This window comes from Roseovarius salinarum (assembly GCF_002834145.1).
GTDB lineage: Bacteria > Pseudomonadota > Alphaproteobacteria > Rhodobacterales > Rhodobacteraceae > Roseovarius > Roseovarius salinarum.
Window position 1 is genome coordinate 255,091 of record NZ_PHNT01000001.1, and the last position, 26,076, is coordinate 281,166.

Here is a 26,076-nt window from a genome sequence, read left to right on the forward strand (position 1 = left end):
GGGGCGCGGCGTTGCCAAAGCCCTAAAGCGTCAATTCGTTTCGATCTTTAAGCGGCGCGCCCCCTTGCGGCCCGGCGGGCGGCGGGCCTATGGTTGCCGCGCACAACGACGGGGGCAGGCGCATGGACATCCGGAAAATCGGCGTCGTCGGCGCGGGGCAGATGGGCAACGGCATTGCCCACGTGATGGCGGCCGCGGGCTACGAGGTTCTTCTCAACGACGTCAGCCAGGAGGCCCTGGACAAGGGCCTGGCCACGATCCGCAAGAACATGGAGCGCCAGGTTTCCAAGGGGAAACTCGACAGGGGCGTCATGGATGCCGCCCTCGCGCGGATCACGCCCACGCTCACGCTGACCGATCTTGCCGCGACCGACATGATCGTGGAATCGGCGACCGAGCGCGAGGAGATCAAGCAGGCCATCTTCGAGGAACTCGTGCCGCACCTTGAGCCGCACACGATCCTGACCTCGAACACCTCGTCGATCTCGATCACCCGGCTCGCCAGCCGCACCGACCGCCCCGGCAAGTTCATGGGCTTTCACTTCATGAACCCCGTTCCGGTGATGCAGCTCGTGGAACTGATCCGCGGCATCGCCACCGACCGGGAAACCTATGACATCTGCCTGGGCGTGGTCGAAAACCTGGGCAAGACGGCCGCCAGCGCCGAGGACTTCCCGGCTTTCATCGTCAACCGGATCCTCATGCCGATGATCAACGAGGCCGTCTACACGCTCTACGAGGGCGTGGGCAACGTCCGCTCGATCGACCGGTCGATGAAGCTGGGCGCCAACCACCCGATGGGGCCGCTCGAACTGGCGGATTTCATCGGGTTGGACACCTGTCTTGCGATCATGAACGTGCTGCACGACGGGCTCGCGGACACGAAATACCGCCCCTGTCCGCTGCTGACGAAATACGTCGAGGCCGGTTGGCTGGGCCGCAAGACGGGGCGGGGCTTCTACGACTACAGCGGCGAGACGCCGGAACCGACGCGCTGAGGCGGCGCCGGCGAGAGGGGGCGCTGCCCCCTCGGCCTTCGGCCTCACCCCCGGAGTATTTCGACCAAGGTGAAGACCGGGGCCGCGGTTGCAGCCCCCGTCCCGGCGCCGGCCTCAGCCGATGGCGGCGGCCTTCACGTCCTCGTCGATGTAGGGGACGTATTGCTCGAAGTTGTCCGCGAACATCTGGACCAGCTTGGCTGCCTGGGCGTCGTAAGCCTCGGGGTCTTCCCAGGTGCGGCGCGGGTCGAGCAGAACCTCGGCGACGCCCGGCGCCTCGACGGGGACGTCGAACCCGAAGTTCGGATCCTTGCGGAATTCCACGTCGTTGAGCGAGCCGTCGAGCGCGGCGCTGAGCAGGGCGCGCGTGGCCTTGATCGGCATGCGCGAACCGGTGCCGTAGGCGCCGCCCGTCCAGCCGGTGTTGACCAGCCAGCAGGTTGCGCCGTGCTTGGCGATCTTTTCGCGCAGCAGGTTGCCGTAGACCTCGGGCCGCCGCGGCATGAAGGGCGCGCCGAAACAGGTGGAGAAGGTCGGTTCGGGCTCGGTCACGCCGCGCTCGGTACCGGCGACCTTCGACGTGAACCCGGACAGGAAGTGATACATCGCCTGCGCCGGCGTCAGCCGCGCGATCGGGGGAAGCACGCCGAAGGCGTCACAGGTCAGCATGATGACGTTCTTGGGGTGCCCGCCGAGCGCGGTTTCCGAGGCGTTGGAGATGTAGTGGAGCGGGTACGCACACCGCATGTTCGCGGTCAGGGAATCGTCGTCGAAATCCAGTTCGAGCGTGTCCCGGTCATAGACCATGTTCTCGATCACCGTGCCGAACTTCTCGGTCGTCGCGTAGATCTCCGGCTCCGCCTCGGGGTCGAGGTTGATGGTCTTGGCGTAACAGCCGCCCTCGAAGTTGAAGGTGCCGCGTTCGGACCATCCGTGCTCGTCGTCACCGATGAGCACCCGGGCAGGGTCGGCGGACAGTGTCGTCTTGCCGGTGCCCGACAGCCCGAAGAAGATCGCCGTGTCCACCGGGTTGCCCTCGGCGTGGTTGGCCGAGCAGTGCATCGGCATGATGCCCTTTTCGGGCAGGAGATAGTTGAGCAGCGTGAACACCGATTTCTTGTTCTCGCCGGCGTATTCCGTGCCGCCGATCAGGATCATCCGTTTTTCGAAGTTCAGCGCGATGACCGTTTCGCTGCGGCAGCCGTGCTTCTGCGGGTCCGCCTGGAAGCTGGGGCAGTTGATGACGGTGAAATCGGCGATGAAACCGTCGAGCTCCGCACGCTCGGGACGGCGCAGCATGTGGCGGATGAACAGCCCGTGCCATGCCAGTTCGGTCACCATGCGCACGTTGATCGCGTGCTTGGGGTCGGCACCACCGACGAGATCCTGCACGTAATAGTCGCCGCCCTTCATATGTTCCAGCATGTCCGCGTAGAGAGCATCAAAGCCTTCGGGCGACATTTCGGCGTTGTTGTCCCACCAGATGTCGCCCGCCACGCCCGGCGTATTGACCACGTGCTTGTCCTTGGGCGAGCGGCCGGTGAACTTGCCGGTCGAGACCAGGAATGCGCCCCCGCGACCGAGGCTGCCTTCGCCGTTCTTGAGCGCGGCCTCGATCAGGGCGGGTTCGATCAGGTTGTAGTAGACATTGCCCAGTTCCCCGATGCCCTGGTCCTCGAGCCGGAATTTCGGGTTCACTCGTCCAAATGTCATGGTCTTCAAGCTCCTGGTAGCCGCGGGCGTCGCGGCGGGTTTCCTTGCGTTCCGGCGCCGTGCGGCACGTGCGCCGGACGGGCTCGGCGGCCCGGATGGACGGGTCTTAGCATGACGCTTCCGCGGATTAACAGGACGCATCCGCACAGTTAGCGCAACCACCTGAACGTTAGCGCAACCAACGCGCATTCCGTTGCCCCGCGAATCGCCGGGCAGCCGAAATCCGTGGCAATTCAATCATTTCTAAGGGAATTCTGCGCCAACTTGGGGTGCGCTTCCGGCGATTCGCAGTTTTGGATTGATTGTAAAGGGTGAAACAGCGCATAATGCGCGAAAAAACAGGCACCAGAGCAGAATAGGAAATCACGATGTCAAAGATCGCCCTTGTGGACGATGACAGGAACATCCTGACGTCCGTCTCCATGACCCTTGAGGCAGAGGGGTTCGAAGTCGAGACCTACAACGACGGCCAGCAGGCCTTCGACGCGTTCAGCAAGAGGCTTCCCGACATGGCCGTGCTGGATATCAAGATGCCGCGGATGGACGGGATGGACCTGTTGCAGCGCCTTCGCCAGAAGTCTGCCATTCCCGTGATCTTCCTGACCTCGAAGGACGAGGAGATCGACGAGGTTCTGGGCCTGCGCATGGGCGCCGACGACTATGTGAAAAAGCCGTTCTCGCAGCGTCTGCTGGTGGAGCGTATCCGCGCGTTGCTGCGCCGGCAGGATGCTATCGCGGGCGATCTTCCCCCCGACAGCGAGGACACCAAGGTGATCGAGCGCGGCGCGCTGCGCATGGACCCGCTGCGCCACGCCGTGACCTGGAAGGGAGAGGACGTCTCGCTCACGGTAACGGAATTCCTCTTGCTGCAGGCGCTCGCGCAGCGCCCCGGGTTCGTCAAGAGCCGCGACCAGCTGATGGATGTCGCCTACGACGACCAGGTCTATGTCGACGATCGCACGATCGACAGCCACATCAAGCGCCTGCGCAAGAAACTCAGGTCCGTCGATTCCGAGTTCTCGGCGATCGAGACGCTCTACGGCATAGGCTACAGGTACAACGAAGAGTAGATGGCACTTGCCGAGAGAACGGACGTGCGGGACACAAGGACGCAGGACAGCGGGGACGTCGTCCTTGGGGACGATTTCGTGGCGCCCGACAACATCGTCGAGGACGAGTTGCGTGAGCGCCGCGAGAACCGCGGTTTCATCTCCCTGCGCGCGTCGCCTCTCACCCGCAAGATCATCACGTTCAACCTGATCGCGCTGAATGTCCTGGTCGCCGGCATCCTGTATCTGAATGCGTCGCGCGACGGGTTGGCGCTGCAACGCGCCAATGGCCTCGTGGGCGAGGCCGAACTGGTCGCCGACGTGCTCGAGGCGCAGATGCCGGCCGGTGCGCCGGTCAACCTGATCACGGGCGACGGGGCCGACGTCGGCCGCACGCTCGAGGGGCTCGATATCCGTTCGGGTGTCGAGGTTTTCGTGTTCGACGACCGCGGCACGCTTGCCGGCCACCGGGTTGGCGGCACCGCCGGGCGCGGAATGGCCTACGATCCCCGCCCGACCGTCATCACCGACGCGCTGAGCGCTGCCTGGGCCTGGATCTCCAGGCCTTTCTCGTCCGATGAGGGCGACCGGCCACCGCCCTCGGTCGAGGAACAGGCCCGCGCGCTCGTTGCCGATACCGTCGCGCGTGGCACGCAGGTTGCCGGCGATGGCGACGGCCGGTCTGCGTTCGTCGTCGCCACGCCCGTGGAACACGAGGGCAAGGCAATCGGCGCCGTCACGCTGGCCAGCACGTCGGGGGAGATCGACAATCTGGTCCGCGCCGAACGTGAACGCGTCCTGCAGATGTTCATCATCGCGACGCTGGTGTCCATCGGGCTCAGCCTGATCCTGGCCTCTACCATCGCAAACCCGCTGGCCGATCTCGCCTCCGCGGCGGAAATCGGCGGCAACCGCGACCGGTCCCGGCGCGGCAAGGGGCGGGTGCGGATCCCGGACCTGACGGCACGCCCCGACGAGATCGGCCGCCTGTCGGGCGCGCTGCGCGGCATGGTGGCAGCCCTATACCAGCGCATCGACAGCAACGAGCAATTCGCCGCGGACGTCGCGCACGAGATCAAGAACCCCCTGGCATCTTTGCGCTCCGCGGTGGGGACAATGCGGGTCGCCAAGAAACCCGAGCAACGCGAGAAGCTGCTCGACGTGATCGAGCACGACGTGCGCCGTCTGGACCGCCTGGTCAGCGACATCTCGAATGCCTCTCGACTCGACAGCGAACTGGTCAAGGAGGAACAGGAGGCCTTCGACCTGCTGAACATGCTGCGCGGCCTGACCGAGTACCTCGGCGACGAGGCCCGCGGCAAGGGCGTGGAGTTCATCACCGATTTCCCGGACCACCCGATCGTGATCACGGGGCTGGAGCCTCGGCTGGCGCAGGTCTTCGTGAACCTGATCACCAACGCCATCAGCTTCTGCGAGGACGGCGATGCGATCCGCGTCTGGGCCCGCAAGCGTGACAACCGCGTGCTTGTCGTGGTCGAGGACACCGGCCCCGGCATTCCCGAGGAGGCGCTCACGAAGGTTTTCGACCGCTTCTATTCGCAGCGCGACGAGAAGGAGTTCGGCAACAACTCCGGCCTCGGGCTGGCGATCTCCAAGCAGATCGTCGAGGCGCACGGCGGCGTCATCTGGGCCGAGAACATCCGCCCCACCGAGGCCGACATCACCTCCGAACCGCTGGGCGCGCGTTTCGTGGTCGGCCTGCCGGTCTGAGACATGGCCGGCGCCGAAACCGCGGAGGAGGCGGAAACCGTACACGCCACGACTGTCGCGCTGGACGGTCGCGGCGTCCTGATCCGCGGCGCTGCGGGCACCGGGAAATCGGCACTGGCGCTCGCGCTTCTGGCGCAGGGCGCGCAGCTGGTGGCCGACGATCGCACCCTGGTATGGCGCAACGGCGATGTCGTGATGGCCGATGCCCCCCGGGCGATCCGTGGGCTGATCGAGGCCCGCGGCGTCGGTATCCTCGGAATGCCGCCGGCCGGGCCCGTCGCGCTGGATCTGGTCGTCACCATGGACCGGGCCGAACCCGACCGGCTGCCGCCGTTCCGCGAGGCAACCGTTCTCGGCCGTGCGCTGCCGGAGCTGTGGAATCCGGGCACCGGCCATTTTCCTGCGGCGGTGTTGCTATATCTGCGTCACGAAAGACGCGCGTGAAGGAGTGCCTTGATGCACGATCAGACAAAGGAAGCCCCGCGGGTGATCCTTGTCACCGGTCCTTCGGGCGCCGGTCGCAGCACCGCGATCCGTGCGCTCGAAGACATGGGCTACGAGGCGATCGACAACCTGCCGCTCAGCCTTTTGCCGCGGCTCGCGGCGGGGCCCGCGCCGGAACGCCCTCTGGCGTTGGGGGTGGACGCGCGCAACCGCGATTTCTCGACCAACGCGCTGATCGCGCTGATCGACGAGTTCGCCGCCAATGCGCCGTTGCAGATGGACGTGCTTTACATCGACTGCCGCACCGACGTGCTGCTGCGGCGGTTTTCCGAAACGCGACGGCGCCATCCGCTGGCGCCCGCCGAAAGCCCCGAGCAGGGCATCGCGCGTGAATTCGACCTTTTGAGGCCGATCCGGGCCCGCGCCGACGTGCTGCTGGACACCTCCGAGATGTCGCCGCACGACCTGCGGGCGGACATCGAACGCTGGTTCGCGCCCGGCGCCGGGGGCGAGCTGGCGGTGTCGGTGCAGTCGTTTTCCTACAAGCGGGGCTTGCCGCGGGCAGTCGACATGGTCTTCGATTGCCGTTTCTTGTCGAATCCCTACTGGGACGAGGCGCTGCGCGACAGCGACGGGCGCGCGCCGGCGGTTGCCGATTACGTCAGGGCGGATGCACTGTTCGACCCGTTCTTTTCCAAGGTGCGGACGTTGACCGAGATGCTGCTGCCCGCCTATGTCGCCGAGGGGAAGGCACATCTGTCCATCGCCTTCGGCTGCACCGGCGGGCGCCACCGCTCAGTCGTGGTGGCAGAAACTTTGGCGGGGGCACTTGCGGATGCCGGCTGGCAGGTGTCAATAAGACATCGCGAATTGGAGCGGCTTGACATCCGGCCGTCCGATTCCCCCGCAAGGAACGATACAAAGCTGAAGGAAAAGGGGCGTTGATCGGCATCGTGATCGTGGCGCACGGCGGCCTGGCCACCGAATACCTCGCAGCGATCGAACATATCGTCGGCGCCCAACCCGGCGTGCGCGCGATCGGGATCGAGAACGATCACGACCGTGCGGCCAAGCAGGCCGACATCTGCGCCGCGGCGGACGCGGTCGATACCGGCGACGGGGTGATCATCGTGACCGACATGTTCGGTGGCTCGCCCTCCAACCTTTCGCTGCGGGCCTGCGCGGTCGAGAACCGCCGCATCGTGTACGGCGCGAATCTTCCGCTTCTGATCAAGCTGGCGAAATCCCGCCACCTGTCGGTGCCCGACGCCGCGCGCGCGGCGCTGGAGGCCGGGCGGAAGTATATCGACAGCCAGACCGCCACGCCGGAGTGAAGGCCCCCAATGTCCGAGACCGTGACCCGAAAATTCGAGATTCTGAACGAGAAAGGCCTTCACGCGCGGGCGTCGGCCAAGTTGGTCGAGGTGGTCGAGGGCTTCGACGCCAGCGCCGAGATCGTGCACAATGGCCAGTCGGCCAGTGCCGACAGCATCATGGGTCTTTTGATGTTGGCAGCATCGAAAGGAACGACTATTGACCTGCAGGCGAGCGGCCCCGACGCCGGCCCGCTGGCCGATGCCGTGGAGGCGCTGGTGGCTGACAAGTTCGGCGAAGACATGTAGGGGCGCATCCATGCGCGAACGAACGGCACCAGAGCAGGCGGCCAGGGATCCCCAGGACCAACCGAGCGGTCAGGATGGGCAATCGCTCACCTTCACCAAGTACGACAGGCGTAGCCTGACCTATGCCAATTCCTTCGACAGCGCGCTTAAAGCCACGACCATCCGCGCGATCGAATGGGTGACCGGCAAGATCACGATCCTGCGCATGATCCGCCAGTTCGAAAAGCGCGGTGCGCCGCAGGGGCAGGCGTTCTGGCGTGCGGCCCTCGACACCATGGGGATCGACCTGCTGACCCCGCCCGAGCAGATCGAGAACATACCACCCGAGGGGCCGGTGGTGGCCGTGGCCAACCACCCGCACGGCATGGTGGACGGGATGATCCTGGCCGATCTGATCGGACGGCGGCGCAGCGATTACAAGATCCTGACCCGTGCGCTGCTGACCGGCATCGACGAGGTCGCGGCCTCCTACATGATCCCGGTGCCGTTCCCGCATGAACCCGACGCGCAGCGCAAGAGCGTCGAGATGCGCGCCCGCGCCATGGCGCATCTGAAGGAGGGGGGGCTGGTCAGCCTCTTTCCCTCCGGCGTCGTCGCCTCGTCCGACACGTTGTTCGGACCGGCGATCGAACGTGAGTGGAACGTCTTTACCGCGCAGATGATCCGGCGGTCGGGTGCGCGGGTGGTTCCCATCTACTTCCCGGGCGCCAATTCGCGCTGGTACCAGATGGCCAACCGATTGTCGTCGACATTGCGTCAGGCGCTGTTGCTGCACGAGATCGTGCATAGCTGCAACAAGCCGCAGGCGCCGATCGTGGGCGAACCCATCAGCGACGAGCGCATGGAAATGCTGCACAAGGATCCGCGCGGGTTCATGGCGTGGCTGCGCGAACACACGCTCTCGCTGGGCAGGTGACGGGTTTCAGTCGAAGGTGCCGGCGACCCGGCCCAGCAGCATGAAGGCCCGCGCGGTGCGGGTGTCTGACAGTTCGGTGATCTCGGCGTCGCTTGCGGTTTCGACGAACTGGGTGACCATCTTGTCGAACCGCCGCAGGAAATGGTGCGCCGCGTCGCGGTAGATGGCATCCCGCTTCATGCGCGCGTTCGTCAGTGCCAGCGAGGATCGGTCGCGGATGCCGCCCAGCCCGGCGATCGCGCGGCCGCGTTCGCCGGCGGCGAAGCGCCGCCAGACCTCTGGCCGGGCGAGGTCGGGGCGCAGGTCGTCCATGTAGATGCCGTCCTGCGACATCAGCGTCAGGATGTCCTGCGCCGCCTGGATCAGCCGGGCCGTCTCGCGGTCCTTCAGCGCGCGGCGCAACGCGGCGAACCCTTCCTTGTCGTCCACGGTGTCCGGGAAGTTGAGCGCACGGATGAAGTCCGCGCGGTCCACCGGCGGCGCGATGTCCTCGGCTTCCGTCCCCAGTGGCAGGGCGACCTGATCGTCGCCGGCGGCGGGCGCCGCCTCGGCCGCGGGCCGGGCCGCGCGGGCCGGCGGCGGTTGTCTGGTCGAGGAGAAGATCGCCAGCGCGGACTCCGTCTTGCGCTGAGCGGCCGCGATCTCGTCGAGCTTTCGGCTGACCGAGGGCTCGGCCGCATTGCGGTTCTGCACTCCGGCGACGTAACTCTGGCGCACGGCGTCGATGGCGGTTTGCAGCCTGTTGCTTTCCTCGCGCATCACCCTTGCGGTGCGCGCGGCGATGGCGGCGACCCAGATCATCGCCACCGGCATGAAGACGGCCAGCATGATCCCGACGAAGCGCACGACCCCCTCGCTGGTCACACCGCCTTCTGCGTTGCCGGGCACGAGAACCAGAAAGAACACGGCCGCGCCCCCCAACCACAGCACGGACAGGGTCAACGCGACCACCTCGATCGACGTGATACGGTCCTGCTGGCCCCTGTCGTAGATACCGAGCGGGGTCGGCGGCGAGTCCTCTTGTTCGCGCATGGGCGTCAGCCTGTCAGATATAGGCGACCTTTAGCACTTCGTATGACTTCTCGCCACCTGGCGTGCGCACTTCCACGCTGTCGCCCTCTTCCTTGCCGATAAGGGCGCGCGCGATGGGCGACTTGATGTTGAGAAGGCCGTTGTTGATGTCGGCCTCGTATTCGCCGACGATCTGCCAGGTCTTTTCCTCGTCGGTCTCCTCGTCGACCAGCGTGACGGTGGCGCCGAACTTGATCGGGCCGGACAGGCTGGCCGGATCGATAACCTCGGCCAGGCCCAGGACGCCCTCCAGCTCCTTGATCCGGCCCTCTATGAAGGACTGTTTTTCCTTTGCGGAATGGTATTCCGCGTTCTCCGACAGGTCACCGTGCTCGCGCGCCTCGGAAATGGCGCGGATGATCGCGGGCCGCTCCTCTGACTTGAGTTGCTTCAATTCGGCTTCCAGCGCGGCATACCCGGCGCGGGTCATCGGGATCTTTTCCATGTCGAGCGTCCAATTTCGGCAAGGGGCGGTTCGGGCTCGCCCAGCGCGGGCCTTCTCTGGTGTTTTCTTGGCAGAGTGCCCCGAGGGGTGCGGGCGATGCAATAGACGATGCGCCGCGCCCGTGCAATCAGGGCATCGGGAGGGTCGAGCATGCCGTTTCGGGACGGCGGGACGTCGTGTTCCAATTGACCTTCCGTGTGACGGCGCGGTAGTCACGGGCGGAACGCCCCAGCCAAGAGCGATACGCCCGGGAAAGGATGTCCGACATGTCCGAGACGACGCGCGAAGCCATGGAATACGATGTCGTGATCGTGGGGGCGGGCCCTGCAGGCCTGTCCGCCGCGATCCGTCTCAAGCAGCTGGATCCCAACCGCGAGGTCGTGGTGCTTGAAAAGGGGTCCGAGGTGGGCGCGCATATCCTGTCGGGCGCGGTGCTCGACCCGTCCGGCCTCGACGCGCTGATCCCCGACTGGAAGGAAAAGGGCGCGCCGCTCAACACCCCCGTCAAGGAGGACAATTTCTACGTCATGGGCGAGGCCGGATCGATCCGCGTGCCCAACTGGCCGATGCCGCCCCTGATGAACAACCACGGCAACTACATCGTCTCGATGGGCAACGTGTGCCGCTGGATGGCCGAGCAGGCCGAGGAGCTTGGTGTCGAGGTCTTCCCCGGCATGGCGTGTTCCGAGATGGTCTATGACGAGCAGGGCGGCGTGAAGGGCGTGGTCGCCGGCGAATTCGGCCGCAACCCCGACGGCACCCCTGGGCCGTCGTACGAGCCCGGCATGGAGTTGCACGGGCGCTACGTCTTCCTCTGCGAGGGCGTGCGCGGCAGCCTGTCCAAGGAAGTGATCGCCAAGTACGGCCTGGACGCGGGCCGCGAGCCGCAGAAATACGGTCTTGGCATGAAAGAGATCTGGGAGGTCGACCCCGACAAGCACAACGAGGGCGAGGTCACCCACACGATGGGCTGGCCGCTCGGGAGCAACGCGGGGGGCGGCAGCTTCATCTACCACCTTGAGAACAACCAGGTCTACGTGGGCTTCGTGGTGCACCTGAACTACACCAATCCCCACGTCTATCCCTACATGGAGTTCCAGCGGTTCAAGCACCATCCCAAGGTCGCCAAGCTGCTGGAGGGCGGCAAGCGCGTGGCCTACGGCGCCCGGGCGATTTCCGAGGGCGGCTACCAGTCGATGCCCAAGATGGTGGCGCCGGGGGTGGCGTTGCTGGGCTGCTCGGTCGGCATGGTCAACGTCCCGCGCATCAAGGGCAACCACAACGCCATGCTGTCGGGCAAGGCCGCGGCGGAGGCCGCGCACGAGGCGCTGGAGGCCGGGCGCGGCAGCGACGAGCTGACCGCCTATGAATCCGAGGTGCGCGAGGGCGCCATCGGCAAGGACCTGAAGAAGGTGCGCAACGTCAAGCCGCTTTGGTCCAAGATGGGGCTGACCGCGTCGCTGACCCTGGGTGGCTTCGACATGTGGACCAACACGCTGGGCTTTTCGCTGCTGGGCACGCTCGGCCACGGCAAGAACGACGCCGAGGCGACCGAGCCGGCAGAGAAGCACAAGAAGATCGACTATCCCAAGCCCGACGGGAAGATCAGCTTCGACCGGTTGACGAACGTCTCCTACGCGATGACCAACCACGAGGAAAACCAGCCCTGCCACCTGACGCTGAAGGACGAGTCGGTGCCGATCGCCGTCAACCTTCCGCGCTACGACGAACCGGCGCAGCGTTATTGCCCGGCGGGCGTCTACGAGGTGGTGCGCGAGGAAGGCAAGGAGCCGCGCTTTGTCATCAACTTCCAGAACTGCGTGCACTGCAAGACCTGCGACATCAAGGACCCCAGCGAGAACATCCACTGGGTGACGCCGCAGGGGGGCGACGGCCCCAATTACCCGAACATGTGATCGCGCCGCGGCGGCTGGTGGCCGGCATTGATGACGCTGGCGCCACGCGCTACATCTGGGCGATCACCCCGAGACAGCCGGAGCACACAGGCGTGACCATACGAGCCCTTCTTCCCCTGAGCCTCGCGGCCCTTCTGCAGGCCCTTGCGCTTCCCGTGTTCGCCGATCCGGCGGTCGGGCCGTACCTTGCGGCGCGGCAAGCGAGGTATGCCAACGATTTCCAGGCGGCCGCGCAGTATTACACCCGCGCGCTGGCCTCCGACCCGGGCAACCCCGCCCTGCTGGAAAGCACGATCATCGCGCAGATGTCTCTGGGCGAGATGGAAAAGGCCCGGGCCGTCGCCGCGAAGATGGAGGCCGACGACCTGAAAAGCCAGGTGGCGCACATGGCGCTGATCGCCGGCGAGGTCGAGGCCGGAGAGTACGGCGCGCTGCTCGGGCGGATCGACGCCGGCCGCGGGATCGGGCCGCTTGGCGACGGGCTTATCGCCGGCTGGGCGCACCTTGGGCAGGGCGACATGTCAAAGGCGCTCGACGCGTTCGATGAGGTGTCGCGCGAACGCGGGCTCAACGCTTTCGCGCTTTATCACAAGGCGCTGGCGCTGGCCTCGGTGGGCGATTTCGAAGGTGCCGACAAGATATATTCCAATGCCGGCGACACGCAGATCCAGCGCACGCGGCGCGGCACGCTGGCGTGGATCGAGGTGCTCAGCCAGCTCGATCGCAACGAGGATGCGCTCGCGCTGATCTCGGATGTCTTCGGGGCCGATCCCGGTCCGCGCGTGACGCGTATGCGCGCGCGCCTCGAAGACGGCGAACGCCTTTCGTTCACCAGGATCCGCGGCGCGCGCGAAGGAATTGCCGAGGTTTTCTATTCGCTCGGCCAGGCACTGCGGTCGGATGCGGGCGAGGATTATGCGTTGCTGTATGCCCGCGTGGCCGAGTATCTCGATCCCGGCCACGTCGATGCCGTGCTGCTTTCGGCGGAACTTCTGGAAGCGCTGGAGCGTTACGAACTGGCCACCGAGTCCTACGCGCGTGTCCCGCGCGACCACCCGGCGTTTCACGTCGCGGAGATGGGCCGGGCCGAGGCGCTGCGCAGCGCGGGCAAGGACGATGCGGCGATCGAGGTGCTGGCCCAGCTCACCGAGACACACCCGCGCATGGCCAGCGTGCACGTCACGCTGGGCGACCACCTGCGCCAGCAGCAGCAGTTCGAACGTGCAGCGCGCGCCTATGACGCGGCACTTGAGATCTACGAGAACCGCGATACGGACCAGTGGTTCGTCCACTACGCGCGCGGCATCTGCCACGAGCGGCTGGACAACTGGGAAAAGGCCGAGGCCGATTTCCGCCGGGCGCTGGAACTCAACCCCGACCAGCCGCAGGTGCTCAACTATCTCGGGTATTCGCTTGTGGAAAAGCGTGAGACCCTTGACGAGGCACTGTCCATGATCGAGCGGGCCGTCGAGGCGGAGCCCGACAGCGGCTACATCGTGGATTCCCTGGGCTGGGCGCTTTACCGGCTCGGCCGGTACGACGAGGCGGTCGAGCACATGGAGCGCGCCGTCGAACTCATGCCGATGGACCCGGTCGTCAACGACCACCTGGGCGATGTCCTGTGGGCCGTCGGCCGCAAGACCGAGGCGCGGTTCCAGTGGCGCCGTGCCCTGTCCTTCGTGGACAAGGAGAACCCGTCGCCGGACGTCGAGCTTGAGCGAATTCGCCGGAAACTCGAGGTCGGTCTGGACCGGGTGCTTGCCGAGGAAGGGTCGCCCCCGCTTACAGTGGCCGGTGAAAATGGCGGTTGAGCTCTTCGTTCCCGCCAAGGTCAACCTGACGCTTCACGTGACGGGGCGCCGGGAAGACGGGTATCACGAACTCGACTCGCTCGTGGTTTTTGCCGATATCGGCGACCGCGTGCGGATCTCGCCGGCCGACGAGACGACCCTCTCGCTGACCGGGCCGATGGCCGAGGGGGTGCCGACGGGGCGCGACAATCTCGTCTGGCGCGCGGCAGAGCTGTTCGGTGCAACGGCCACGATGGAGCTGGAAAAGAACCTGCCGCCGGCCGCCGGGATCGGCGGGGGATCCGGCGATGCCGCGGCCACGTTGCGGGCGTTGTCGGAGCTGACCGGCAAACCCGTCCCCGCGCCCGAAGCGCTGCTCGAACTCGGCGCCGACGTGCCGGTGTGCATGACACGCGGGCCTGCGCGGATGCGGGGTGTCGGTGAACGCGTCGATCTTCTGCCGGACCTGCCGGAAATCCATGCCGTTCTCGTCAATCCCGATCTGCCGGTTCTGACGCGCCAGGTCTTCGCGGGGCTGACCCGGTCGGACAATCCGCCGATGCCCGATGCGTTGCCGGAGTTGCCGGACTCCGCCGCGCTGGTGGCCTGGCTTTCGGAAATGCGCAACGACCTGGAGGCGCCGGCACTGGAGGTCGCGCCGGTCATCGGCCAGGTCTTTGCCACGCTAAGGGCCACACCGGGCTGCCTGCTGGCGCGCATGTCGGGCTCGGGCGCCACCTGTTTCGGCATTTACAACGATGCCGAGACAGCCGCCTCGGCGCAGGGTCGGCTGACCGAACAGAACCCCGGGTGGTGGGTTCACGCCGTGCGACTCAACCCCGCCACGCCGGGCTGAACCCGGCGGAGACGCCTTTTCAGAAAACGGCCTCGGGCAACCAGGTCGCCAGTTCCGGCACCGCCCATATGACCGTGATCCCGATGATCTGCAGCAGGATGAAGGGCGCCACGCCGGCATAGATCTGGCCGGTGGTGATCTCGGGCGGGGCCGCACCGCGCAGGTAGAACAGCGAAAACCCGAAAGGCGGTGTCAGGAACGACGTTTGCAGGTTGATCGCGATCAGGATCGCCAGCCAGATCGGATCGTGCCCCATCAGGATCAGCACCGGCGCCACGAGCGGCAGCAGGATCACGGTGATCTCGACGAAATCGAGGAAGAACCCGAGCACGAAGATCAGCGCCATCGCGAAGATCAGCGCACCGGTCGGCCCGCCCGGCATCGTCTCAAGGATGGTGGCGACCCTCTCCTCGCCGCCCAGCCCGACGAAGACAAGGCTGAAGACGCTTGCCATCAGGATCGTGCCGAAGATCATCGCGGTTACGGTCATCGTGGTGGTCAGCGCCCCGACAAGCAGGTCGCGCCGGTAGAGCTGGCGCAACGACGCCGCCAGCGCGATGATCCCGCCGAGCGCGAGCGCGGCGTAGACCGCCCCGAGCGCCCAGTCGGCGGCCCCCGCATCGCTGCGCTGAAGCCGGACCGGGGCGAGCCCCGCCGCCACGGCCAGCGTCAGGAAGGCGGCCGCGCCAGCGAGGATCAGGCGGTGGTCAACGCCCTGCCGGGCGCCGGCCATCAGGATCGCGCCCACCGCGCCCACCGAGGCCGCCTCGGTCGGTGTCGCCACGCCGCCCAGGATGGCGCCCAGCACGGCGACGATCAGCACGACCGGCGGGACGACCGCGCCCGTCACCGTCGCCAGCCCGGGCCGCCCCCCGGGCGTGGGCGCGGGCGGCATGTCTTGCGGCCGGATCGCCCCCCGCAGCAGGATGTAGAGGATGTAGATCGTCACCAGCGACAGCCCCGGCACCAGCGCGCCGGCGAAGATCTGGCCCACGGAAATCGTCTCGACGCTGAACTTGCCCTGCTCGTACTGGGCCTGCTGGTAGGCCGAGGACATCACGTCGGACAGGATGATCAGCAGCGTCGAGGGCGGGATGATCTGCCCCAGCGTGCCCGCGGTGCAGACGAGGCCGGAGGCCAGCCGCGGATCGTAGCCCGTGCGCAACATGGTGGGCAATGCGATCAGCCCCATGGCGATCACGGTGGCGCCCACGATGCCGGTGGAGGCGGCGAGCAGCGCGCCGACGACAACGACGGAGATGCCAAGCCCGCCGCGGAGCTGGCCGAAAAGGCGGCCCATGGTATCGAGCAGGTCCTCGGCGATGCGCGAGCGTTCGAGGATCACGCCCATCGTCACGAAAAGCGGGATGGCGATCAGGACGTCGTTGGTCATCACGCCGAAGACGCGCTGGCCCAGCGCGCCCAGCAGGTTCAGCTTCATCGCACCGGCCGCCCAGCCGGCATAGGCGAAGATGATCGCGGTGCCCGCGATCGCGAAGGAGACGGGAAAGCCGATCAGGATCGCCCCCATCAGGGCCGCGACCATCAGAAGGTCGATGTATTCGAGGATCACCGTGCGCCCCCGTTTCCGAGGGTCAGGATGTTGCGCAGCAGGCAGGCGACCGACTGGACGATCAGCAGCACACAGAAGGCGGGGATCAGCGATTTCAGCAGGAACACCGCCGGGATGCCGCCGACGGAGATCGGCCCCTCGAGGATGGCCCAGGCGTTGCGAACGGACGGCCAGGACCAGTAGAGCAGCGCCAGCATCGACGGGATCAGCAGGACGAGATGGCCGAACAGGTCGATCCGCGCCTTGCCGGCCGCGCCCGCCTTGGCCTGAAAGATGTCCACGCGCACGTGGTCGTCCACCATAAGGGTATACCCCGCCCCCAGCATGAACAGCGTGGCGTGCATGTAGAGCACGCTTTCGTTGAGGGCGATCCAGCTCATCCCGTAGACGTAGCGCAGCAGGACGACGGCGAACTGCACGAGCACCATGATCAGTGCCAGCCACCGGATCACACGCCCGGTGTGGCGGTTGATGGCATCCAGTCGGTCGGCGATGCGTTCCATGCGCTGTTCCCCCGTTGCCCGCGTCGTATCGGCCCGGCACGCCGCGCACGCCGGGCCAAGGGTCTTCAGAAGCCCAGGACCTTTGCCCGGGCGTTCATCTGGCCGTTGTCGGCGTGCACCATGTAGCGGCCCACCGAATCGCGGTAGGCGACGAAGCTTTCCGCGATACGGCGCACCAGCTCGTCGTCATCCTCGCGCAGGCTGCCGATCACGGTCTCCGCGGCCTTGCCGAGTTCGGTCACGACCTCGTCGGGCAGCTTGCGGGGCGTGACGCCCTCGTTCTCGACCAGTTCGACCAGCGCGCGGGCGTGCTTGGTCTCGTATTCGGTCCAGACATCGTTGTAGAGGCTCGAACATGCCGTCTTGACCACTTGCTTGAGATCGTCGGGCAGCGCCTCGTAGGCTTCCAGGTTCACGCCGCACTCCTCGGCCGAGGACGGTTCGCCCACGCCCGGCCAATAGTAGTTCTTGGCGATCTGGTGGTAGCCCAGCGCGGAGTCCGTCCAGGGCCCGATGAATTCGCCCGCGTCCAGCGCGCCGGATTGCAGGGCCTGGAACATCGCGGCGCCCGACATCGCCTGCACCGCCATGCCCAGTTCGCTGCACATCTCGGATGCCAGCCCGGTGGAGCGGTACTTCATGCCCTTGAGGTCGTCTACCGAGGTGATCTCGTCGCGGAACCAGCCGAACCACTGCGGCCCCGAGTTGCCGCACAGGAAGGGTTTCACGCCGAAGCGGCCGTACATCTCGTCATAAAGCTCCTGGCCGCCGCCGTGGACCATCCACCCCACCTGTTCCTCGGCGCGCAGACCGAAGGGCTGCGAGCCGAACAGCAGGATGCCCTTGGATTTCGAGCCCCAGTAGGCGGGGACGGCGTGATACAGGTCCGCCGTGCCCTCGGAGACGGCGTCGAACACGCCCGAGCCCGGAACGATCTCGCCGGCGGCATGGAGCTTCACCTCGAGCCGCCCGCCCGAAAGCGTGCTGATCCGGTCGGCGAGGGTCTGCGCCGCCACGCCCGGCCCGGGCAGGTTGCGCGGCCAGGCGGTGACCATCGTCCATTGGCGCTTGTCCTGCGCCACGGCGGGCGTCGCCAGGGCGGTGGCCGCCGTGCCGACGGCACCGGCCTTCATGAAGTCGCGTCTTTTCATTGCTTCGTCCTCCTCCTTCGATGACAGATTGTCAGAAAACCACGCCCGGTTCTATTTCCGGTGATGGTCCGTATCCGCCCCGAGCATCTGTCGCGTCTCGGGGCAGGGGGTTCCTTGGTAGAAGGCGTCGATCAGGGCGCCGAAGACCTCCCGTGGCCCGCCGGCCTCCAGAAAGAGCGTCGCGCAGGAGCGCAGCTTCAGCGAATCCACCGGTCCCAGGATGTCCTCGGGCGGCGTGCCCGCGTGCGCAAGCATCGCCCGGGAAATCTCGGTCAGGCGCGGCCCCAGCACGGGATGATCGAGATAGGCGCGCGCCTCCTCGATGTCCTTGAGGCCGTAATGCTGTGCCGTGGCCGACCGGCCCAGGCCCCGGAGCTGGGGGAAGACGTACCACATCCAGTGGCTCGTCTTCCGTCCCGCCCGGATCTCCTCCAAGGGGCGCGGCCAGACGCCATCCTGTGCTTGTTTGAACCGATCGAGGCTCATGCTCCCTCCGTCGGGTGGGGGCCGCCCGGCCAGCCCACGGGTGCCGGGATGCCCCCCGGCCCACGCCAGCCCGCAGGGTGCGCACCCATGGCGCAGCCGGTCTTTCCTGCCGCCCTCATTTCAGAATCCCCGGCAGGTTCAGACCGTGCTCGCGCGCGCAATCGAGCGCGATGTCGTAGCCCGCGTCGGCGTGGCGCATCACGCCGGTGGCCGGGTCGTTCCACAACACGTTGGCGATGCGCCGGTCCGCGTCCTCGGTCCCGTCGCAGCAGATCACCATTCCCGAGTGCTGGGAAAAGCCCATGCCCACGCCGCCGCCGTGATGCAGGCTGACCCATGTCGCCCCGCTGGCGCAATTCAGCAGCGCGTTCAGGAGCGGCCAGTCGCTGACGGCGTCCGAGCCGTCGAGCATGCCCTCGGTTTCGCGGTTGGGCGAGGCGACGGAACCCGAATCGAGGTGGTCGCGCCCGATCACCACCGGCGCCTTGAGCTCGCCGTTGCGGACCATCTCGTTGAAGGCCAGTCCCAGCCTGTGCCGCTGGCCCAGCCCGACCCAGCAAATGCGCGCGGGCAAGCCCTGGAAGCTGATACGATCGCGGGCCATGTCCAGCCAGGTGTGAAGGTGCGGGTCGTCGATCAGCTCCTTCACCTTGGCGTCGGTGCGGTAGATGTCCTCGGGGTCGCCCGACAGGGCGCACCACCGGAACGGCCCCACCCCGCGGCAGAACAGCGGCCGGATGTAGGCGGGCACGAAACCGGGAAAGGCAAAGGCGTTTTCCAGCCCCTCCTCCAGCGCCACCTGCCGGATGTTGTTTCCGTAATCGAGCGTCGGCACGCCGGCGTTCCAGAAATCCACCATCGCCTGCACGTGCGTCTTCATGCTGGCACGCGCCGCGGCCTCCACCGCCTTGGGTTCGGTTTCCTGCCGCGCGCGCCATTCGGCCACGCTCCAGCCCCGCGGAAGGTACCCGTGCACGGGGTCGTGCGCGCTTGTCTGGTCGGTGACGATGTCGGGGTGGACACCGCGCCTGGCCAGCTCGGGGAAGACATCCGCGGCGTTGCCGATCAGCGCCACCGACTTCGCCTCGCCCGCCTTCGTCCACCGTCCGATCATCTCCAGGGCGGTGTCGAGGTCATGCGCGATCTCGTCGACGTAGCCCGTGCGCTTGCGGAACTCGGCGCGGGCCTCGTCGCATTCCACCGCCAGGCAGCAGGCCCCGGCGAAGACGGCGGCCAGCGGCTGCGCGCCGCCCATGCCGCCAAGCCCCGCGGTCAGGATCCAGCGGCCCGAAAGGCTGCCGTCGTAGTGCTGGCGCCCGGCTTCGGCGAAGGTCTCGAAGGTGCCCTGCACGATGCCCTGGCTGCCGATGTAGATCCAGCTTCCGGCCGTCATCTGGCCGTACATCATCAGCCCCTTGCGATCGAGTTCGCTGAAATGGTCCCAGGTGGCCCAGTGCGGCACGAGGTTCGAGTTGGCGATCAGCACGCGCGGCGCATCGCTGTGCGTGCGGAACACGCCCACCGGCTTGCCCGACTGCACCAGAAGCGTCTGGTCGTCTTCCAGCCCCTTGAGGGTGTCCACGATCCGGTCGAAATCCTCCCAGGTGCGCGCCGCGCGTCCGATCCCGCCGTAGACCACCAGCTCGTGCGGGTTCTCGGCCACGTCGGGGTGCAGGTTGTTCATCATCATGCGCATCGGCGCCTCGGTCAGCCAGCTTCTCGTGCTGATCTCGGAACCGGTGTCGGGATAGATGTCGCGGATGTTGTGGCGGGGGTCGGTCATCACGGGTCTCCTCGGTCAGGCCAGCATGTGGCCGGCGATGATGTTGCGTTGGATCTCGGACGATCCTTCGTAGATGCGCATGATCCGCAGGTCGCGGGTGATCCGTTCAAGCGGGAAGTCGCGGGTATAGCCATAGCCGCCATGGATCTGCAGCGCGGCGTCGGCCACGTGGCCCGCGGCCTCTGAGGCCTTGAGCTTGGCCATCGCGGCGGCGGTGCTGAAGCGGTTGCCAAGGTCGCGCTGGCGGGCCGCCTCCAGCGCCATCAGCCGCGCTGCCTGAAGCTCCAGCCCCATGTCGGCCAGCATCCAGCGGATGCCCTGCTTGGCTGCCAGCGCCTCCCCGCCGATCACGCGGTCCCGCGCGTAGGTCTTGGCTGCCCCCAGCGCCGCCTCGGCCATGCCCAGGCATTGCGCGGCCACTTCGACCCGGCCGTTGTCGAGCACCTTCATCGCGGTCTTGAACCCCTGGCCCTCGGCCTCGCCCAGCAAAGCCTCGGCAGGCAGGTGGCAGTCGATGTTCAGGGTGAAGACATGTCCACCCTTCAGGCCCATGGTCCTTTCCGGTGGCCCGGGCACGAACCCCGGGGTGCCCCTGGGCAGGATGAAGGCGGAGATCCCGCGGTGGCCCGCCTCCGGGTCGGTGACGGCATAGACGACCACGAAATCGCTCACGCCGCCGTTGGAGATGAAGCACTTGGTGCCCTTCAGGTGCCAGCCGTCACCGGTGCGCGTGGCCCGCGTCTTCATGTCCGCCGGGTCGCTGCCCGCCGCGGGCTCGGTCAGCCCGAAGGCACCCAGCGCCTCGCCCGTGGCGGCCTTCGGCAGCAGATCGGCCTTCTGCGCCCCGGTGCCGCCGATCAGGATGGAATCCGTGGCAAGGTAGTGCGCCGTCAGCGCCGAGGCGGTGGAGCCACAGCCGCCGGCCACGATTGCCACCGCGCGCAGCAGCGCCGGCGCCGAGATTCCGGGGCCGCCCGCATCCTCGGGAAGGTTGGCGCCCATCATCCCCGCCTCGGCCAGAACGGCCAGCTGGTCGTGAACGAAGGTGCCGCTTTCGTCCACGCCCGTCGCCAACGGTGCGATGCGTTCGTCCACGATCCGCTCCAGCAGGTCGCAGAACAGCCGTTCCTCCTCGGTCAGCACGTGGTCGAGGTCGGTCATGCCACCACGCCCTCCTGTTTCAGGCGGGCCAGCCGGGAGGCGTCGACGCCGCAGTATCTTTCCAGGATGTCCGCCGCGCCCGCGCCAAGCGCAGGGGCCGAGTGGCCGGCGGCGGGTTTCTCGCCGTCAAACATCACCGGCTGGGCCACGGTGGGCGCAGTGCCCAGCACGGCATGCGGCAGGTCCGTCACCAGCCCGCGCGCGGCGGCGTGCGCGCTCGTGCCGGCCGCGGCGATGTCCCAGATCGGGGCCGAGGGGATCTGCGCCTCGGCCAGTGCGACCATCGCCGCCTCGGTCGATTGCCCGCCGCTCCAGTCCTCGATCAGGCGCTTCAGTTCTGGTTCGTGCGCGGTGCGCGCGCCATCACTGCCAAAGCGCGGGTCCCCGGGCAGTTCGGGCCGGCCGATCAGCCCGGCCAGCCGCGCGAACTGCGCCTCGGTCAGAACCGCGATCACCACCTGCCCGTCAGCCGTTCCGAAACAGCCGAACGGGGTGGAAAGCGGGTGCCGGTTGCCCACCCGCCGGGGCAGGGTTTGGCCGTAGAAGTGCTGCGCGTGACTGGTCGTGAGCGTCGAGAACAGCGCGTCGTACATCGCCACGTCCAGCGTCGCACCCTGACCGCTGCGGGTCTTCCGGACCAGCGCGGCCATGATCGCCCAGGACCCGAACAGCCCGCCCGTCAGGTCGGCGATGGATTCACCCGTCTTCAGCGGCGCGCCGCCCTCTTCCCCGGTCGCGGCCATCAGCCCCGACATCGCCTGCACCACCAGGTCATAGGCCGGAAGATCGCGGAACGGTCCTGTCTGTCCGAAGCCGGAGATCGAGCAGTAGACCAGCCCGGGGTCTGCCGCGCGCAGGGCCTGTGGCCCCAGCCCGATCTTCTCGGCCACGCCGGGGCGGAAGTTCTCGACCACCACGTCGCACTGTCCCGCGATCTGGCGGGCCAGGGCCAGGCCCGCGCGCGTCTTCAGGTCCAGCGCCAGCCCCGCCTTGCCGCGGTTGTTGAGCGTGAAGAGCGCGCTTTCGCCCTCGGTGAAGGGACCGATGCGGCGGTAGTCGTCGCCCCGCGGCGGCTCGAGCTTGATGACCTCCGCGCCCAGGTCGGCCAGCAGTGCCGTGCAGTAGGGGCCCGCCAGAACGCGGGTCAGATCGAGCACGCGCATCCCCTTCAGCGGCATCATGACAGCCCCCCGGCCCGCGCCAGTTCGTCAAGTCGCGCCAGCAGTTCGCCCAGCGGCGCCCGGACGGCCTCGGCCCGGGCCGGTTCGTACGTCCACGGCGGCGCTTCGTGCATGTAGGTGCATTGCGCCAGTTCCATCTGGATGGCGTGCCAATCCGCGTCGGGCCGGCCATAGTGCCGTGTGGTCCAGCCGCCCTTGAACCGGCCGTCCACCACCGTCGAATAGCCCTCGGCGCCTCGACAGACCGCCTCGGCCGTCGCGGCGATCTCCGGCGCGCAGGTGGTGCCGCCGTTGGTTCCGATGTTGAAGTCCGGCAGCGTGCCCTCGAACAGGAACGGGATCCGCGACCGGATCGAGTGGCAGTCGTAAAGCACCGCCACCCCGTGCAGGTAACGCACGCGCGCAAGCTCGGCCTCCAGCGCCGCGTGGTAAGGCGCGTGCCATGCCGCCCGCCGCGCGGCGATCTCGGCCGCGTCGGGCGGCGTCGCCCAGATGCCGTGCCCGTCGAAATCCGTCAGCGGCACCAGCCCGGTGGTGTTCTGCCCCGGGTACAGGCTGTGGCCCTCCGGGTCGCGGTTGGCGTCGATGACGTAGCGGTGGAAGGTCGCGCGCACCACCGTGGCGTCGCCAAGCACCCCGTCGTAGAGCTGGTGGATGTTCCAGTCGGTGTCGGCCAGTGCACGGCCGCGGTCGTTCAGCCGGTCCCAGACCGGCGCCGGCACATGCGTGCCGGTGTGGGGCATGCCCAGCACGATCGGCCCGTTGCCCCGCTTGACCTCCACCGGCGTCATTCCTTCCTCCCGATCTTCATCTTGCCCGAAATACTCCGGGGTGAATTGGCCGCAGGCCAAGAGGGGCAGCGCCCCTCCGCGCGCGCTGGCCCGGGGGCCGGCCATCGGCTCACAGCACCATCTCCAGCCCGGCCGCACTGGCCAGCGCCCCGCCGCGGATCAGTGCCGCCGCCGCCTGCAGGTCGGGCGCGAGATACCGGTCGGCCTCGATCGCGGGGATGTCCGCGCGCAGCCGCGCGATGGCCGCCTGCAGCCGCGCGCTGGTGGCCAGCGGCGCGCGGAAGGCGATGCCCTGCGCGCCGCAGATCGCCTCCACCCCGAGGATCGTGGCGAGGTTTGCGTTCATCCGGGCCAGCCGCCGCGCCGCGTGGGCGGCCATGCTCACGTGGTCCTCCTGGTTGGCCGAGGTCGGCGTGCTGTCGGTGGTGCAGGGGGTGGCGAGGTGCTTGTTCTCGCTCATCAGCGCGGCGGTGGTGACTTCCGCGATCATCAAGCCCGAGTTCAGCCCCGGCTCGGGCGTGAGGAAGGGCGGCAGGTCGCAGTTGAGATTCGGGTCGACCATCAGCGCCACGCGCCGCTGGGCGATGGCCCCGATCTCGGCCAGCGCAAGCGCGATCTGGTCGGCGGCGAAGCCCACCGGCTCGGCATGGAAGTTGCCGCCGGACACGATCATGCCACCCTGCGGGTGGGTGTCGTCCACCAGCACCAACGGATTGTCGGTGGCCGCGTTCGCCTCGGTCTCCAGCGTGCGCGCCGCGCCGCGCAGCAGGTCAAGCGCCGCGCCGGTCACCTGCGCGTGGCAGCGGATGCAATACGGATCCTGCACCCGGGTGTCGCCCTCGCGGTGGCTTTCGCGGATCTCGGAGCCGTCCATCAACGCGCGCTGGGCCGCCGCCGCCTCGGTCTGGCCGGCGTGGCCGCGCAATTCGTGCAGCGCGGGTTGCAGCGGCGCGGTCGAGCCCATGATCGCGTCGGTGGACAGCGCCGCGGTGACGGTGGCGGCCTGTGCGCAGCGCCAGCCGTCCCACAGCCCCAGGAGCGCGCAGGCGGTGGAGAACTGCGTGCCGTTGATCAGCGCCAGCCCCTCCTTCGGGCCCAGCTCGATCGGCCCCAGCCCCGCGTTCGCCAATGCCCGTGCCCCGGGCAGGCGGGCGCCATCGTGCCAGGCTTCGCCCTCTCCGATCATCACCGCGGCCATGTGCGCCAGCGGCGCCAGGTCGCCCGATGCCCCGACCGACCCCTGGTCGGGCACCACGGGCGTGACACCCTCGGCCAGCATCCCCTCGATCAGCTCGATCGTGCGCCACGCCACGCCCGAGGCACCGCGGCCCAGCGACAGCAACTTCAGCGCCATCATCAGCCGCACTGCCGGTTCGTCCAGTGGCGTGCCGACCCCGCAGCAATGCGACAGGATCAGGTTGCGCTGCAACGCCGTGGTGTCGCCGGCCGGGATCTTGACGCTGGCAAGCTTGCCGAACCCGGTGTTCACGCCGTAGACGGGGTCGTCGCCCGCCGCGGCGCGCCGCACCAGTGCCTCCGCCGCCTCCACGTCGGGTTTCACGGCGCGGTCCAGCCGCGCCGCCGCGCCGTCGCGCCACAGGCGTTCCAGCGTCGCCAGGTCCGTCTGGCCGGGGGTAAGCGTGACAGTCATCCCTGTCCTCCGAAAATGCGGCGGTGAAGCGGATTGAACCCGATGCGGTAAGCCAGTTCGGCCGGTTGGCTCACGTTCCAGATCGCGAGATCCGCGCGCAGGCCCGGTGCGATCGTGCCGGTGTCGTCCAGCCCCAGCGCGCGGGCGGCGTTGCGCGTTATGCCCGCCAACGCCTCCTCCGGCGTCATGCGGAACAGGGTGCAGCCCATGTTCATCGTCAGCAGCAGCGAGGCCAGCGGCGAGGAGCCGGGATTGCAATCGGTTGCCAGCGCCATCGGCACGCCGGCCGCGCGGAAGGCCGCGACGGGGGGCAGCTGCGTCTCGTGAAGGGTGTAGAAGGCGCCGGGCAGCAGCACCGCGGCGCTGCCCGCGTCGGCGAGCGCCTGCGCGTCCGCCTGGGTGGTATATTCCACGTGATCGGCCGACAGGGCACCGTACCGCGCCGCCAGCGCCGTGCCACCCATGTGCGACAGCTGCTCGGCGTGCAGTTTCAACGGCAGGCCCAGCGCGGCGGCGCGGTCGAACACGCGGCCGATCTGGTCGGTATCGAAGGCGATGCCCTCGCAGAAGCCGTCGACGGCATCGGCCAGGCGCTCGGCCGCGACAGCCTCCAGCGCGGGCAGGCAGACCTCGTCGATATAGGCATCCGGGCGGCCCTTGTATTCGGGTGGCACGGCATGGGCGCCCAGAAAGCTGGTGCGCACCCGCACCGGCCGCGCCGTTTCGATGGCGCGCGCCGCGCGCAGCATCCGGAGCTCCGTCTCCACGTCGAGGCCGTAGCCCGATTTCACCTCGATCACGCAGGCGCCTTCGGCGATCAGCGCGTCGGCAAACCGCAGGGCCCGCGCAAGCAAGGCGTCCTCGTCCGCGTCGCGGGTGGCGCGGACGGTCGAGACGATGCCGCCACCGGCGCGGGCCACCTCCTCGTAGCTTGCACCTTCGAGCCGCATCTCGAATTCCCCGGCGCGGTCACCACCGTGCACGATGTGCGTGTGACAATCGATCGGCGCCGGGGTGACGAGCCGCCCTCCGAGATCCTCGCCCGGCGCATCGGCCCAGTCCGCGGGAATGTCCGCTTCGGAACCGACCCAGGCGATCCGGCCGTCTTGCACGGCGACGACGCCATGCTCGATCAGGCCGTAGGGAGCACCCGGCTGCATCGTGGCGATCCGCGCGTTTCGGAGAAGCATGGCGACTCGATCCTTGATTGGCGTGTTCTTTTGGCTATTATGTATGCACATATTA

24 protein-coding genes are annotated in these 26,076 nt (G+C 67.7%); 11 read left to right on the top strand and 13 right to left on the bottom strand.

Annotated elements, in window-relative coordinates; all coding sequences use genetic code 11:
* Window positions 1–122 precede the first annotated feature (122 nt).
* The gene (locus CEF10_RS01310) at window positions 123–998 is read left to right on the top strand and encodes a 3-hydroxybutyryl-CoA dehydrogenase (protein ID WP_101066011.1); all 876 of its coding nucleotides are present in this window, start codon (window positions 123–125) and stop codon (window positions 996–998) included.
* A gap of 114 nt (window positions 999–1,112) precedes the next feature.
* Here the strand turns inward: CEF10_RS01310 and CEF10_RS01315 are convergent, their stop codons facing one another.
* Window positions 1,113–2,711, bottom strand: a complete 1,599-nt coding sequence (locus CEF10_RS01315) for a phosphoenolpyruvate carboxykinase (protein ID WP_101066013.1) — start codon at window positions 2,709–2,711, stop codon at window positions 1,113–1,115.
* Between the two features lie 368 nt (window positions 2,712–3,079).
* Between CEF10_RS01315 and CEF10_RS01320 the strand changes: the two genes are divergently transcribed.
* The 7 genes from CEF10_RS01320 to CEF10_RS01350 are packed head-to-tail and all read left to right on the top strand — an operon-like array spanning window position 3,080 to window position 8,473.
* Window positions 3,080–3,781, top strand: a complete 702-nt coding sequence (locus CEF10_RS01320; protein ID WP_101065548.1) for a response regulator transcription factor — start codon at window positions 3,080–3,082, stop codon at window positions 3,779–3,781.
* Window positions 3,782–5,491, top strand: a complete 1,710-nt coding sequence (locus tag CEF10_RS01325) for a sensor histidine kinase (protein WP_101065549.1) — start codon at window positions 3,782–3,784, stop codon at window positions 5,489–5,491.
* A 3-nt stretch (window positions 5,492–5,494) separates the two neighbouring features.
* Window positions 5,495–5,935 (top strand): HPr kinase/phosphorylase, encoded by a 441-nt coding sequence (locus CEF10_RS01330; RefSeq protein ID WP_101065550.1) that lies wholly within the window; start codon window positions 5,495–5,497, stop codon window positions 5,933–5,935.
* 12 nt (window positions 5,936–5,947) lie between these two features.
* Window positions 5,948–6,880 carry an RNase adapter RapZ gene (rapZ, locus tag CEF10_RS01335; protein WP_101065551.1) on the top strand — a complete coding sequence of 311 codons (933 nt, stop codon included), beginning with the start codon at window positions 5,948–5,950 and terminating at the stop codon, window positions 6,878–6,880.
* Window positions 6,877–7,269, top strand: coding sequence for a PTS sugar transporter subunit IIA (locus CEF10_RS01340; RefSeq protein WP_101065552.1), 393 nt, complete (start codon window positions 6,877–6,879; stop codon window positions 7,267–7,269). Before rapZ ends, CEF10_RS01340 begins: the two co-directional genes overlap by 4 nt.
* A gap of 9 nt (window positions 7,270–7,278) precedes the next feature.
* Window positions 7,279–7,557 (top strand): HPr family phosphocarrier protein, encoded by a 279-nt coding sequence (locus CEF10_RS01345; RefSeq protein ID WP_198586123.1) that lies wholly within the window; start codon window positions 7,279–7,281, stop codon window positions 7,555–7,557.
* Window positions 7,558–7,567: 10 nt separating this feature from the next.
* A complete protein-coding gene (locus CEF10_RS01350) occupies window positions 7,568–8,473 on the top strand; it encodes a lysophospholipid acyltransferase family protein (protein WP_101065553.1) in 906 nt (301 codons plus the stop codon).
* A 6-nt stretch (window positions 8,474–8,479) separates the two neighbouring features.
* Here the strand turns inward: CEF10_RS01350 and CEF10_RS01355 are convergent, their stop codons facing one another.
* Window positions 8,480–9,505, bottom strand: a complete 1,026-nt coding sequence (locus CEF10_RS01355; protein ID WP_101065554.1) for a hypothetical protein — start codon at window positions 9,503–9,505, stop codon at window positions 8,480–8,482.
* A gap of 13 nt (window positions 9,506–9,518) precedes the next feature.
* Window positions 9,519–9,989: a transcription elongation factor GreA gene (gene greA, locus CEF10_RS01360; protein WP_101065555.1), complete on the bottom strand. Its 471-nt coding sequence runs from the start codon at window positions 9,987–9,989 to the stop codon at window positions 9,519–9,521.
* Window positions 9,990–10,255: 266 nt separating this feature from the next.
* On the opposite strand from greA, the gene CEF10_RS01365 reads away from it, so the two are divergent.
* The 3 genes from CEF10_RS01365 to CEF10_RS01375 all read left to right on the top strand — a co-directional run bounded on the left by CEF10_RS01365 (window position 10,256) and on the right by CEF10_RS01375 (window position 14,551).
* Complete coding sequence (locus CEF10_RS01365; protein ID WP_101066017.1) at window positions 10,256–11,905, top strand: electron transfer flavoprotein-ubiquinone oxidoreductase; 1,650 nt, start codon at window positions 10,256–10,258, stop codon at window positions 11,903–11,905.
* Window positions 11,906–11,997: 92 nt separating this feature from the next.
* The gene (locus CEF10_RS01370) at window positions 11,998–13,716 is read left to right on the top strand and encodes a tetratricopeptide repeat protein (RefSeq protein WP_101066019.1); all 1,719 of its coding nucleotides are present in this window, start codon (window positions 11,998–12,000) and stop codon (window positions 13,714–13,716) included.
* Window positions 13,706–14,551: a 4-(cytidine 5'-diphospho)-2-C-methyl-D-erythritol kinase gene (locus CEF10_RS01375; RefSeq protein ID WP_101065556.1), complete on the top strand. Its 846-nt coding sequence runs from the start codon at window positions 13,706–13,708 to the stop codon at window positions 14,549–14,551. The genes CEF10_RS01370 and CEF10_RS01375 overlap by 11 nt, the downstream gene beginning before the upstream one ends.
* 19 nt (window positions 14,552–14,570) lie before the next feature.
* Here the strand turns inward: CEF10_RS01375 and CEF10_RS01380 are convergent, their stop codons facing one another.
* From CEF10_RS01380 to hutI, 10 genes are all read right to left on the bottom strand, one after another.
* On the bottom strand, window positions 14,571–16,121 hold the full coding sequence (locus tag CEF10_RS01380) for a TRAP transporter large permease (protein WP_198586131.1): 1,551 nt from the start codon (window positions 16,119–16,121) through the stop codon (window positions 14,571–14,573).
* Window positions 16,121–16,627: a TRAP transporter small permease subunit gene (locus CEF10_RS01385; RefSeq protein WP_101065557.1), complete on the bottom strand. Its 507-nt coding sequence runs from the start codon at window positions 16,625–16,627 to the stop codon at window positions 16,121–16,123. The genes CEF10_RS01380 and CEF10_RS01385 overlap by 1 nt, the downstream gene beginning before the upstream one ends.
* Before the next feature lie 65 nt (window positions 16,628–16,692).
* Window positions 16,693–17,778 (bottom strand): TRAP transporter substrate-binding protein, encoded by a 1,086-nt coding sequence (locus tag CEF10_RS01390; RefSeq protein ID WP_101065558.1) that lies wholly within the window; start codon window positions 17,776–17,778, stop codon window positions 16,693–16,695.
* A 51-nt stretch (window positions 17,779–17,829) separates the two neighbouring features.
* On the bottom strand, window positions 17,830–18,264 hold the full coding sequence (locus tag CEF10_RS01395) for a DUF1810 domain-containing protein (RefSeq protein WP_101065559.1): 435 nt from the start codon (window positions 18,262–18,264) through the stop codon (window positions 17,830–17,832).
* Between the two features lie 115 nt (window positions 18,265–18,379).
* Window positions 18,380–20,047 (bottom strand): urocanate hydratase, encoded by a 1,668-nt coding sequence (gene hutU, locus CEF10_RS01400; protein WP_101065560.1) that lies wholly within the window; start codon window positions 20,045–20,047, stop codon window positions 18,380–18,382.
* A gap of 15 nt (window positions 20,048–20,062) precedes the next feature.
* Window positions 20,063–21,208, bottom strand: coding sequence for an acyl-CoA dehydrogenase family protein (locus tag CEF10_RS01405; protein ID WP_101065561.1), 1,146 nt, complete (start codon window positions 21,206–21,208; stop codon window positions 20,063–20,065).
* Window positions 21,205–22,389 carry a CaiB/BaiF CoA transferase family protein gene (locus CEF10_RS01410; protein WP_101065562.1) on the bottom strand — a complete coding sequence of 395 codons (1,185 nt, stop codon included), beginning with the start codon at window positions 22,387–22,389 and terminating at the stop codon, window positions 21,205–21,207. Before CEF10_RS01410 ends, CEF10_RS01405 begins: the two co-directional genes overlap by 4 nt.
* Window positions 22,386–23,180, bottom strand: coding sequence for an N-formylglutamate deformylase (hutG, locus tag CEF10_RS01415; protein ID WP_101065563.1), 795 nt, complete (start codon window positions 23,178–23,180; stop codon window positions 22,386–22,388). The genes CEF10_RS01410 and hutG overlap by 4 nt, the downstream gene beginning before the upstream one ends.
* Window positions 23,181–23,289: 109 nt before the next feature.
* Window positions 23,290–24,831, bottom strand: coding sequence for a histidine ammonia-lyase (gene hutH, locus CEF10_RS01420; RefSeq protein ID WP_101065564.1), 1,542 nt, complete (start codon window positions 24,829–24,831; stop codon window positions 23,290–23,292).
* Window positions 24,828–26,021, bottom strand: a complete 1,194-nt coding sequence (gene hutI / locus CEF10_RS01425; RefSeq protein WP_101065565.1) for an imidazolonepropionase — start codon at window positions 26,019–26,021, stop codon at window positions 24,828–24,830. The genes hutH and hutI overlap by 4 nt, the downstream gene beginning before the upstream one ends.
* Window positions 26,022–26,076: the final 55 nt, after the last annotated feature.

Coding starts and splice junctions, on each gene's coding strand:
- CEF10_RS01345 (WP_198586123.1), top strand. CDS start 7,279: ATGTCCGAGACCGTGACCCGAAAATTCGAGATTCTGAACGAGAAAGGC.
- CEF10_RS01325 (WP_101065549.1), top strand. CDS start 3,782: ATGGCACTTGCCGAGAGAACGGACGTGCGGGACACAAGGACGCAGGAC.
- hutU (WP_101065560.1), bottom strand. CDS start 20,047: ATGACCGACCCCCGCCACAACATCCGCGACATCTATCCCGACACCGGT.
- greA (WP_101065555.1), bottom strand. CDS start 9,989: ATGGAAAAGATCCCGATGACCCGCGCCGGGTATGCCGCGCTGGAAGCC.
- rapZ (WP_101065551.1), top strand. CDS start 5,948: ATGCACGATCAGACAAAGGAAGCCCCGCGGGTGATCCTTGTCACCGGT.
- CEF10_RS01375 (WP_101065556.1), top strand. CDS start 13,706: ATGGCGGTTGAGCTCTTCGTTCCCGCCAAGGTCAACCTGACGCTTCAC.
- hutH (WP_101065564.1), bottom strand. CDS start 24,831: ATGACTGTCACGCTTACCCCCGGCCAGACGGACCTGGCGACGCTGGAA.
- hutI (WP_101065565.1), bottom strand. CDS start 26,021: ATGCTTCTCCGAAACGCGCGGATCGCCACGATGCAGCCGGGTGCTCCC.
- CEF10_RS01405 (WP_101065561.1), bottom strand. CDS start 21,208: ATGACCGACCTCGACCACGTGCTGACCGAGGAGGAACGGCTGTTCTGC.
- CEF10_RS01315 (WP_101066013.1), bottom strand. CDS start 2,711: ATGACATTTGGACGAGTGAACCCGAAATTCCGGCTCGAGGACCAGGGC.
- CEF10_RS01385 (WP_101065557.1), bottom strand. CDS start 16,627: ATGGAACGCATCGCCGACCGACTGGATGCCATCAACCGCCACACCGGG.
- hutG (WP_101065563.1), bottom strand. CDS start 23,180: ATGACGCCGGTGGAGGTCAAGCGGGGCAACGGGCCGATCGTGCTGGGC.
- CEF10_RS01350 (WP_101065553.1), top strand. CDS start 7,568: ATGCGCGAACGAACGGCACCAGAGCAGGCGGCCAGGGATCCCCAGGAC.
- CEF10_RS01320 (WP_101065548.1), top strand. CDS start 3,080: ATGTCAAAGATCGCCCTTGTGGACGATGACAGGAACATCCTGACGTCC.
- CEF10_RS01390 (WP_101065558.1), bottom strand. CDS start 17,778: ATGAAAAGACGCGACTTCATGAAGGCCGGTGCCGTCGGCACGGCGGCC.
- CEF10_RS01395 (WP_101065559.1), bottom strand. CDS start 18,264: ATGAGCCTCGATCGGTTCAAACAAGCACAGGATGGCGTCTGGCCGCGC.
- CEF10_RS01330 (WP_101065550.1), top strand. CDS start 5,495: ATGGCCGGCGCCGAAACCGCGGAGGAGGCGGAAACCGTACACGCCACG.
- CEF10_RS01355 (WP_101065554.1), bottom strand. CDS start 9,505: ATGCGCGAACAAGAGGACTCGCCGCCGACCCCGCTCGGTATCTACGAC.
- CEF10_RS01365 (WP_101066017.1), top strand. CDS start 10,256: ATGTCCGAGACGACGCGCGAAGCCATGGAATACGATGTCGTGATCGTG.
- CEF10_RS01410 (WP_101065562.1), bottom strand. CDS start 22,389: ATGATGCCGCTGAAGGGGATGCGCGTGCTCGATCTGACCCGCGTTCTG.
- CEF10_RS01310 (WP_101066011.1), top strand. CDS start 123: ATGGACATCCGGAAAATCGGCGTCGTCGGCGCGGGGCAGATGGGCAAC.